This window comes from Bartonella sp. AP88HLJMH (genome assembly GCF_042195605.1).
GTDB lineage: Bacteria > Pseudomonadota > Alphaproteobacteria > Rhizobiales > Rhizobiaceae > Bartonella.
Window position 1 is genome coordinate 45,929 of record NZ_JBHIOR010000013.1, and the last position, 10,497, is coordinate 56,425.

Sequence of the window (10,497 nt, forward strand, 5' to 3'; positions counted from 1 at the left end):
TTGTTGGAAAAAGTAAAAAATTCCGTGAATAACTGTGATTATTGCTAAAAAAACAATGTTTTGGATAAAAATAAGACTTCTGTTTGCTGTACTTTTCAATAAACTGACCAATAACATGATTAAGTCATGTTCAGGTAATATAGGGAAAGGAAATATTTTATGAATAAAAGTGAATTCGTTAGCTCCGTTGCTGAAAAGGCAGGTGTTTCGAAAGCGCAAGCTGGTGCTGTTGTTGATGCTTTTATGGCTTCTGTGACAGAAGCTTTGGCTTCAGGGGGAGATGTTCGTCTTCCAGGTTTTGGCACTTTTGAAGTTTCTCATCGTGCTGCAACAAAGGGGCGTAATCCTTCAACTGGTGCTGAAATCGATATTCCAGCACGTTCTGTACCCAAATTTTCTGCAGGAAAAAGCCTTAAAGAAGCAGTTAATAAAAAATAATTTAAGCTACATTAAAAAAACCCGATTTATTTATAAGCGGGTTTTTTTAACACATGTGTTATGCTTGTTTTTCACATAAAACTTTGAGATCCTTGCGATATTTTTTATTTTCATGTATTGCTGAAATATATTGTTTTTAGTCTTTTCAATGAAATATTGTACTGTATTAATTGAGCGCGGGTATGGCTTATAAAATGTAATATTAACTTTTATTACGCTGAAGTGTTACGGTATTTATTTCAAAACAAGATCCGTAAATAATATGAAGCGGAAAACTCTGTAAAGTCCATAAAAGTTATTATATATCACCATTTACGCTTAATAAAAGTGCATGTTGGTGCCACCGTGCTATCTATTTTCTCAGTTCCTATAATGTTGCGACTAGCCCCAGATATCTGAGTCGAGTGCATAAGGGATAGTTTTATTCTTTTACTCTTATACGCCAACCTTTCTTGTGACGCACCAAGAGGATAATTTTATTGATTTATTATAAGATCCTGAAATAAAAAAATCTTTTGATATTCAGATTTGGTTTTTAATATTGGGATTTTTCTTGGCATTTGAGAGGGGAGAGATAGCTCCAGCTCTATCCTACAAATATTTTTTCCATATCGTTATTTCACTTGTGATATGCAAGCGAGTATTTTTCCTTTATCATACAAGAGTTAAAATGAGAGAACATCACAAACTTTGAGGGAGGAAGTTAAAAAACAGAAAAATTACTCTTATAAAATAATATACATTACGTAATATAAAAACTATTAATAAAGATAGTACAGTATTACTTGTGTATTTCCATTTATTTATTTTGATTATTCATAATATGTTTATATAATTATTTTGTTTTTAGTCATTAAATCATATTAAATTATTGATAGCGGTAAAGTTTTTTATAGCCAAAAGTTATTTTACAGCATCTACATAATTGAATAAATGATGAAACGTAGGGTAGTATTTATTGATTGGGGGAGACAGTCTTTAAAAGGCTTTAGAATGATTTTTTCACGAGAGTTATAAAGATCTATTCAGTAGGAGAGAGGCGAATCGTGTGTTTTTTATAAACAGGAGCTCTTTGATTCTTTATTTGCTAACCACTGAGTACAATCATTGAGAGCTCTCGCTGTTATGGCTTGTTTTTTTACTAATTTTTTTTCTTTACTTGGTAAACGTTTCCCTGAATGTTTAATAGAAGCAATAGGGGGAAAAAGTCCGAAATTGATATTCATTGGCTGAAAAGACTGTGTTTCTGCTTTTTCATCTATGATGTGTCCCCCCGTAATATGATTCAAAAGGGCTCCGAATGCTGTAGTTTGTGGGGGTAGGCAAGGGGAAATATGATGATATTCGGCAGCAGCAAAACGTCCAGCAAGAAGCCCTATTGCCGCTGATTCTACATAACCTTCACATCCGGTAATTTGCCCTGCAAAGCGTAGTTGTTTTTTTTGTTTTAAACGAAGGGTTTGATCAAGAATAATTGGCGAGTTGAGGTAGGTATTGCGGTGAAGACCACCAAGACGCGCAAACTCTGCTTTTTCAAGACCTGGAATCATTCTAAAAATACGAATTTGTTCACCATATTTCAGTTTTGTTTGAAAGCCGACCATATTATAAAGCGTTCCAAGTTTATTATCTTGGCGTAATTGAACGACAGCATAGGGTTTAACTGTAGGGTTATGGGCATTAGTTAAGCCCATAGGTTTCATAGGACCATGTCTTAACGTTTCAAGTCCGCGCTCAGCCATAATTTCAATGGGGAGGCATCCATCAAAATAGGGCGTTTTTTCAAAGTCACGAAACTCTGTTTTTTCAGCATTTTTTAACGCTTCAACGAATGTTTCATATTGTTCTTTGTTGAGGGGACAATTAAGATAATCTTTTCCTGTTCCCTCAGGACCAATTTTATCATAGCGAGACTGATACCAACAAATGTTGATATCAATACTATCGGTATGGATAATAGGTGCAATTGCATCAAAAAAAGAAAGAGCTTTTATACCGGTTATTGCTTGTAATTTTTGAGCAAGTGCAGGCGATGTAAGGGGGCCTGTTGCAATGACAACATGTTTCCAAGCTTTAGGAATTTCTTGAACTTCTTCACGTTTGATTGTTATAAGAGGGTGGTTTTCAAGTGCTGTCGTAACGGTTTTTGAAAATCCATCACGGTCAACAGCAAGAGCACTACCTGCGGGAACTTTGTTGGCATCAGCAGCTTTCATAATTAACGATTTTGCTAATCGCATTTCAGCATGTAAAAGCCCTACGGCATTTGTTAATGAATCATCGCAACGAAACGAATTTGAACAAACCAGTTCTGCCAATTTATCGGTTTTATGGGCATCTGATTTTTTTTCGGGTCGCATTTCATGCAAAACAACAGAAATTCCTGACTGAGCGATTTGCCAGCTTGCTTCACACCCCGCAAGACCGCCACCGATGATATGAATTGGGATATCAAATGTCTTTAACATAATTGACTTTTAGCGTAAGCAGTTATGTATGAAAAGCATAGATTTTGTTTTTTTTAATATATTTGTTTGCTTTTTTTCTGTAATTAATGGTATAGAAACGCCGCTTGTATAAGGTTATTAGCTTGTAAGTTTGAGCGGATGTGGCGAAATTGGTAGACGCACCAGATTTAGGTTCTGGCGGGAGACCGTGGGGGTTCGAGTCCCTCCATCCGCACCAAAGCAATCCCTTAAGTGCTACGGATTTCTACGTGTCTGAAATTCCGCTTCATGGTAAATGTAACACTCGAAGTGTTAGAATGTAATGATTATTAGAGTGGGTTGATCCCTCTCCTTAGAAAAATGAAGGTGTTTAATGCAGGTTACCGAGACGCTTAATGAAGGACTGAAGCGCGAAATTAAGATCGTGGTTCCAGCGAAAGATTTAGAAGAAAAGTTGAATGAACGATTGGATGATACCAAGGGAAAAATCAAGCTTAATGGTTTTCGTCCCGGTAAAGTGCCTAGTGGGCATTTGCGAAAAATGTATGGTAAATCCTTTATGGCGGAGATTCTCAATGAGATACTCAGTGATGCACCCCGTTCTATTTTAGCAGACCGCAATGAACGTGCAGCGATGCAGCCAAAAATTGATATAGATGAAGATGAAAAAATTCTAGATGGCAAAGCTGATTTTACTTTTAGTTTAAAGTATGAAGTTTTACCAAAAATTGACATTAAAGATTTTGAACATATTAAGGTTATTCGTGAAATTGCAACTATTCCTGAACAGGATATTGATGATCAAGTCAATCGCGTCCTTTCTTCTACGCGTAATTATTCCCTAAAAGAGGGGAATTCTGAAGAAGGTGATCGCATTACCATAGATTATCAAGGTAAGCTTGAAGGCGTTCCATTTGAAGGTGGGACAGATAGTGATGCACAACTGATTCTTGGGTCAAAACAATTTATTCCTGGTTTTGAAGAGCAATTGGTTGGTGTGAAAGCTGGGGATGTAAAAACGATTTTTGTTAAATTTCCTGATAATTACAGTGCGGCACATTTGGCGGGACGGGAAGCGGAATTTGCCATTACTGTCAAAGCTGTCTTTAAACCAGATGAATTAAAAATTGATGATGAAGCAGCGCAAAAAGTTGGTTTAGAGTCTCTAGATCGCTTACGTGAGGTCGTTCGTGGGCAGATTGAAAGCCAATATGGTTCAGTGACACGTCAAAAAGTTAAGCGTCAAATTCTTGATGCTTTAGATGCTGATTATAATTTTGAGATTCCTGAAGAACTTTTAGAGGTTGAGTTTAACAATATATGGGCTCAGGTTAATGATGATTTGAAAAAGGCTGGGCGCAGTTTTGAAGATGAAGGTATTACAGAAGAAAAGGCACGGGAGGAATATCGTGTCCTTGCGCAGCGTCGTGTTCGTCTTGGTTTGGTGCTTTCTGAAATTGGAATGAAGGTTGGTGTTAAAGTTAGTGAGGATGAGCTAAAAGCAGCAGTTTTTGATCAGGTTCGCCAATATCCTGGACAAGAGAAAGAGATTATGGATTTTTTCCGTAAGACTCCGGAAGCTGTTGAAAATCTACGTGCTCCGATTTTTGAAGAAAAGGTCATTGATCATTTATTAGCACAGATAAAAGTCACAGATAAAGAAGTGACGGTTGAAGAGTTGATGAAAGAATATGACGAATCAGATGTCCCTGAAGAAAAGCAGGCAAAGAAAAAGTCTGAAGTGAAAGAAAAGTCTACAGAGAAAAAACCAGCTAAGAAAAAGGCTCCTAAAAAAGCTTAATATTTATGCAAACAACACAAGCCCGATAAAATCGGGCTTGTGTTGTAAGATTTATATCCTAGGATTGCACTGAGAGAATGGTTTTAGATAAGCCATGAGTGAATTTTAAAATATTGGTAGTGGATTGGCAATGAGCATCATTGATACGCGTACTCCTGATTCTAAGCGTTTTATTTCTGGAGTTACAGGTGATTGGGAAGTCATCATTGGCATGGAAGTTCATGCGCAAATCATATCAAATTCGAAACTTTTTTCAGGAGCATCAACCAAATTTGGTGCAGAGCCGAACAATCATGTATCACTTATTGATGCAGCCATGCCAGGTATGTTGCCTGTTCTTAATCAAGAATGTGTTCGTCAAGCGGTTCGAACGGGGTTAGGATTAAAGGCGCATATTAATTTAAAATCTGTTTTTGATCGCAAAAACTATTTTTATCCAGATTTACCGCAGGGGTATCAGATTTCTCAATTTCGCTATCCCATTGTAGGAGAGGGAAAGATTATTATATCTGTTGGTCCAGATTCGAATGGCCAATTTGAGGATATTGAAGTGGGAATTGAGAGGTTGCATCTTGAACAGGATGCTGGAAAATCGATGCACGATCAACATCCAACGATGTCTTTTGTAGATCTTAATCGTTCTGGTGTTGCTCTTATGGAAATTGTTTCCAAGCCTGATATGCGCTCATCAGATGAAGCCAAAGCCTATATGACAAAATTGCGTACGATTGTTCGTTATTTGGGCACTTGCGATGGCAATATGGATGAAGGTTCTATGCGTGCAGATGTCAATGTATCTGTTCGTCGTCCTGGTGAAGATTTTGGAACGCGCTGTGAAATTAAAAATGTTAATTCTATTCGCTTTATTGGTCAAGCAATTGAATATGAAGCGCGTCGTCAGATCGCAATTTTAGAAGATGGAGGCGTCATAGATCAAGAGACTCGGCTTTTTGATGCCGCTAAAGGTGAAACGCGTTCTATGCGCTCAAAGGAAGAAGCGCATGACTATCGTTATTTTCCTGACCCTGATCTTTTACCATTAGAATTTGATCAAGCATTTGTGGATGCTTTGGCAGCAGACTTACCGGAATTGCCTGACGCTATAAAAGCACGTTTTATTAAGGAAATGGGATTGACAGTGTATGATGCTTCCATTCTTGTGACAGAAAAGGCTATTGCTGATTATTTTGAAGAGGTAGCGCGTGGGCGTGATGGAAAAATAGTTGCCAATTGGGTGATTAACGACCTTTTAGGGGCTTTAAATAAAGATAATCGTGAGATTGAAGAGTCACCAGTATCGCCAAATCAATTGGGAAGCATTATTGATCTTATAAAAGAAGGAGTTATTTCTGGAAAAATTGCCAAAGATCTTTTTGAGATTATTTGGAATGAGGAGGGAGATGCACGCCAAATTGTAGAAGAACGAAATATGAAGCAGGTAACGGATACAAAGGCTATTGAAAGAGCTGTTGATGAGATCGTTGCCAATAATTCTGATAAAGTTGCGCAAGCAAAGCACAAACCTGCTTTAGCTGGTTGGTTTGTTGGACAGGTAATGAAAGTAACAGGTGGTAAGGCAAATCCCCAAGCTGTTAATGAATTGGTTAAGATGAAACTTGGCATAGATTAAATTTTATGGGGTGGAGAAGAAGCCATACATATGATATCTTCTTGAAATTAAAGGATAGCACGTTAACCTATCAATTGGAATTGTAGTTGAATTTACTAGTAACTTTTTCGATAATTTCAATCGTTAATAATTTTATTCCAACGATTAATTTCATGAGCGCACTAAATGAATGGAATAGCAGATGGCTCGTTTTTTTAAGCAAATCTTCACATGGTGGAATGGTAATACCATTGGTACGCGTTTTTTCACATGGCGCAAAGGTAAGCGGATAGGGGAAGATCAGTTTGGAAATATATATTATGAAGGAGGACTTCATAAGGATGGTTATCCGCACCGTTGGGTTATCTATAAAGACTATTCTGAGGCCTCTACTATTCCACCAGGTTGGCATGGCTGGATTCATCATCGCTGTGAGTGTCCACCAACACAAGAGGATTATCATCCTTATGAATGGGAAAAGCCTCATGTTGCAAATATGACAGGAACAAGTGAGGGCTATCGACCAAAGGGAGCTATCACCTCCAATGGAGAGCGTTTTTGTGTGCATGAAGATTATGATGCGTGGTCACCTAAAAAATAACATGTTTTAATGTGCGTGTGTATTTTTGTCTTATTTGACTCTATGTTATGAAAAGAATTATTTTTTAAGGTGCGATTGATTTTGATATGATGAGATTTTTTTTATTGTTAGGGGTGAGGCATTTTATATATATTTTTTTAATGGGAATTTTAGTGTTTTTATCCTTAAATAATGGGGTGCGGGCTGAGCGTATTAGCAATGGAATTGCTGTTTTTGCAGGTCTTGACAAAATCACGGGACGGACAACACGTTTTGAAGTTACTCTTGGTAAAATTTATCAGTACGGTGCATTACAGGTAACACCACGTGCGTGTTATACGAGCTCTAAAGATGAACCCACGCGTACAACTGGTTTTGTTGAAGTCAATGAAGTAACATTAGATAAAAAAGTACGGCGTATTTTTACGGGATGGATGTTTGCAGATAGTCCTGGTTTGAACGCTGTTGAGCATCCTATTTATGATGTGTGGTTAAAGGATTGCAAGCAGAATGCTCAAGATCTTCCTCTTCAATAATTAGTGTGTTATCTATTTATAATACATTGATTTATAATGGTCCTTTATCATTTTACAACTTAATAGCAAATTCCTATGATTACCTCATTTAATTTTTTTTATATTGAATAATCCAAACTATTCTCTTGCGCGTTACAAGTGGCGGATGTGTCAATAACACTGTCTAAAAAAGGAATAAAAAATTCCGTCATGAACTGTTTAAATTCAAAGATGCATCATTAGAATCAACATATTTTTTAAGTGTTTCATAAGAGACAGTTCTTGAATTATATCTGTTAAAGATTGAAATGAAAGGCTTGTTTATATTTGTTAAAGAGATGAATTGACGCTTTTGCATGTATGAGGGAAACAGATTATCAAGTAAGTAATTTATCATGAAACACTAATTATTATATCTAGAGAACGCTGTATTGGTATTTTTTCTCATAGAGATGTCGTTTTTCGTTCAAAGCATAGAAGCAATGCAGGCCATATTAATGGAAAAATTGAGATTTAAGATTCTTTAAAGTTTATCAATCGAAGTATAGCGTGGTTAAAAAATGCAATAATCAATATATTTCTAGTAAGAAAATAATGTTTATATATTTTTATTATACACCACCTCATAAGTGAGTTTGTCTATTCGTAAGTTCTTGTATATTGCATGGTAACTTCACATTTAAGTAAGCGGGATACCACTAAGTTTGTAAATCATATTCTTGATATCCATGCTTTTTAAAATCTTTTGTATAAAATACACGTGTTTTCATGTAGAGCTATTGAAAATTTAAAAAGGGGTTTCGAAAAGGCGTTGAGAAGATTCTGCATCACTGGGAATGGTATATTTATTTTGTATAAAGTATAACCCATTTTCTAAAAAATACGAGATTTTATACAATGAAAGTTTCTAGTCACCAACATAATGATGTTTCCCGATTGCCAAAACAACCTAAAGAACCCTTATTGAATGTTCCATTTATTATAGTTGTTTTGATAGTATTTTGTTTTTGTCTTTATTGCATTTCTCAGTATTTTTTTTCTCATCAGGTTTATGTTGAAAGCCTTGAGCTTTTTTCATTTATACCAGCATTGTTTAAGAGGGATCCTGTAGCATTTTGTTATACCATGGTGAGTTATTCATTTATGCATAGTAGTTTTAAACATGTTGCTCTTAATATGGTTTGGCTTTTGGTTTTCGGCTCTCCTTTAGCAAGGCATTTTGGTGTTTTACGTTTTTTAATTTTTTGGGTGTTAACGGCAGTTATTTCTGTTTTGACTTATTTTACATTTCATCAAGAAAGTACCATATCACTTATTGGGGCGTCAGGTGCCGTATCTGGAATGATGGGTGCTATTGCACGTTATGGTTTTCCTAGTGGTAATCTAGCTGTCAATGCGCAGAACGAAAAACTTTTAGGACCTTTATTATCTGTCAAAAAAGCTCTGTGTTCTAAGGGGGTTCTTGTTTATATGAGTGTATGGCTGACGACTGATTTGATCATAGGTATTTCTTCTATTTTGTTTGAAGAAAATGGCATCTCAATAGCATGGGAAGCTCATATTGGCGGGTTTTTTGCGGGTTTTTTGTTGGTTGGTTTTTTTGATGTTTCACAAAAAATTAAAAACTAGAATCTAAGATATTGATGTGCCACATAAAGAGCTATTGTTGCTGCATTTGAAACATTTAATGATTTAATATTTCCAGGCATGTCAAGGCGTGTTAAAGCGCAAACGGTTTCGCGTGTTTTTTTACGCAAACCTTTACCTTCTGCTCCTAAAACAAGAGCAATTTTATTCCCTGTTAATGCTGTTTCTAGAGGTTGGTCACCTTCTGAATCGAGACCAAAGCTTGTAAAACCTGTTTGATGAAGTTCTTGAAGAGCTTCAGCAAGGTTTCGTACGGTAATATAATGAATCATTTCCAGAGCTCCAGATGCCGCTTTCGCAAGAACACCGCTTTCGTGGGGAGAGTGACGGCAAGTTGTAATAAGTGCTTTAGCTTTCAATGCAACTGCAGAGCGCATAATAGCGCCAACATTATGTGGATCGGTAATTTGATCCATGACAATGACCAGATCAGTATTGGTTAGTTCCGACAGTTTGCATGGTTTGAGGGGGAGAGTTTCCAAAACAATACCTTGATGAACAGCCTCACTTCCAACAAGCGAATCAAGATATTTGGGGGTGCATAATGTAACAGAGCAAGGATAATCTGATTCGGATATATTTAATCGTTTTAAGGCATTTTGTGTAACGTAAAGACATTTTAAAATTCTTTTTGGGTTTTCTAAAGCAGCCTGAACAGAATGAATGCCATAAAGATGGATGATCTCTTGCTGTAAAGAAGCAGCTTTCTTCTTTGGGTGTGTAAAAGATCGAGAAGGAGAGCCTTTTGTATCGCGATATCGGCGACGCAAACGAGCATAATGAGAATTTTGTGATGTTTTTTCTTTCATAGCTTCTTTATAACGTGTTAATAAGAAAAATAGAGAGAAAAAATCTATGATTTAAAATTATGAGCAGGAAATTTGTACAGAATTGTATTTATTCTGTTGACAGATACAATAGTAATCGTCATAACCACTTCGCAATCAGATTGAATTGAATGGGTATTCAAGATGGTTGTCGTGATGTCTCATTGCGCGACTTTATCGGTGTAATGGAGGGGTGCCCGAGTGGTTAAAGGGGGCGGACTGTAAATCCGTTGCGTATGCTACGTTGGTTCGAATCCAACCCCCTCCACCATTCATCGAAGGAGAGTTAGTACGTGGGTCATGCGGGTATAGCTCAATGGTAGAGCAGCAGCCTTCCAAGCTGAATATGCGGGTTCGATTCCCGCTACCCGCTCCAAATGGTTGTTGATGATTGGGCAAATAGGTATGATGGAGGATATTCCATTTATAGATTTGGTGGGGTTTTCCGTCTAAGAGTTGTGGTGATTGGGCTGTTTTCAGTCTGGTCAGACTTAAGTTTTGCAGAACTGTCCCTAGGTGCTAATAAAAATAGGGAATAAAACAAGAGATTAATAGCAATGGCGAAGAGCAAGTTTGAACGAACAAAACCGCATGTTAATATTGGTACGATTGGTCACGTTGATCATGGGAAGA

The 10,497-nt window shown here is 36.8% G+C and carries 8 protein-coding genes, 3 tRNA genes and 1 pseudogene; 10 read left to right on the top strand and 2 right to left on the bottom strand.

Annotation, left to right across the window (positions count from 1 at the left end):
• The first annotated feature begins 159 nt into the window (after positions 1 to 159).
• Positions 160 to 438, top strand: coding sequence for an HU family DNA-binding protein (locus ACFIMA_RS06970; protein WP_375611283.1), 279 nt, complete (start codon positions 160 to 162; stop codon positions 436 to 438).
• 1,055 nt (positions 439 to 1,493) lie between these two features.
• Here the strand turns inward: ACFIMA_RS06970 and trmFO are convergent.
• Positions 1,494 to 2,906, bottom strand: coding sequence for a methylenetetrahydrofolate--tRNA-(uracil(54)-C(5))-methyltransferase (FADH(2)-oxidizing) TrmFO (gene trmFO, locus ACFIMA_RS06975; RefSeq protein WP_375612893.1), 1,413 nt, complete (start codon positions 2,904 to 2,906; stop codon positions 1,494 to 1,496).
• Positions 2,907 to 3,040: 134 nt separating this feature from the next.
• Between trmFO and ACFIMA_RS06980 the strand changes: the two genes are divergently transcribed.
• From ACFIMA_RS06980 to ACFIMA_RS07005, 6 genes are all read left to right on the top strand, one after another.
• Positions 3,041 to 3,123 (top strand) — tRNA-Leu (locus tag ACFIMA_RS06980).
• A 135-nt stretch (positions 3,124 to 3,258) separates the two neighbouring features.
• On the top strand, positions 3,259 to 4,686 hold the full coding sequence (gene tig / locus ACFIMA_RS06985; protein WP_375631789.1) for a trigger factor: 1,428 nt from the start codon (positions 3,259 to 3,261) through the stop codon (positions 4,684 to 4,686).
• 130 nt (positions 4,687 to 4,816) lie between these two features.
• Positions 4,817 to 6,316, top strand: a complete 1,500-nt coding sequence (gatB, locus tag ACFIMA_RS06990; RefSeq protein WP_375693257.1) for an Asp-tRNA(Asn)/Glu-tRNA(Gln) amidotransferase subunit GatB — start codon at positions 4,817 to 4,819, stop codon at positions 6,314 to 6,316.
• A 181-nt stretch (positions 6,317 to 6,497) separates the two neighbouring features.
• Positions 6,498 to 6,896, top strand: coding sequence for an NADH:ubiquinone oxidoreductase subunit NDUFA12 (locus ACFIMA_RS06995; RefSeq protein ID WP_375631793.1), 399 nt, complete (start codon positions 6,498 to 6,500; stop codon positions 6,894 to 6,896).
• An 89-nt stretch (positions 6,897 to 6,985) separates the two neighbouring features.
• Positions 6,986 to 7,411: a DUF2155 domain-containing protein gene (locus ACFIMA_RS07000; protein ID WP_375613043.1), complete on the top strand. Its 426-nt coding sequence runs from the start codon at positions 6,986 to 6,988 to the stop codon at positions 7,409 to 7,411.
• A gap of 876 nt (positions 7,412 to 8,287) precedes the next feature.
• On the top strand, positions 8,288 to 9,019 hold the full coding sequence (locus tag ACFIMA_RS07005; protein ID WP_375652266.1) for a rhomboid family intramembrane serine protease: 732 nt from the start codon (positions 8,288 to 8,290) through the stop codon (positions 9,017 to 9,019).
• Here ACFIMA_RS07005 and ACFIMA_RS07010 read toward each other — a convergent pair.
• Positions 9,016 to 9,846, bottom strand: a complete 831-nt coding sequence (locus ACFIMA_RS07010; RefSeq protein ID WP_375612889.1) for a TrmH family RNA methyltransferase — start codon at positions 9,844 to 9,846, stop codon at positions 9,016 to 9,018. The genes ACFIMA_RS07005 and ACFIMA_RS07010 overlap by 4 nt on opposite strands.
• A 205-nt stretch (positions 9,847 to 10,051) precedes the next feature.
• On the opposite strand from ACFIMA_RS07010, the gene ACFIMA_RS07015 reads away from it, so the two are divergent.
• From ACFIMA_RS07015 to ACFIMA_RS07025, 3 genes and pseudogenes are all read left to right on the top strand, one after another.
• Positions 10,052 to 10,135 (top strand) — tRNA-Tyr (locus ACFIMA_RS07015).
• 31 nt (positions 10,136 to 10,166) lie between these two features.
• Positions 10,167 to 10,240: transfer RNA gene (locus ACFIMA_RS07020), tRNA-Gly, on the top strand.
• 181 nt (positions 10,241 to 10,421) lie between these two features.
• Positions 10,422 to 10,497, top strand: a pseudogene (locus ACFIMA_RS07025) (elongation factor Tu); the annotation flags it as partial.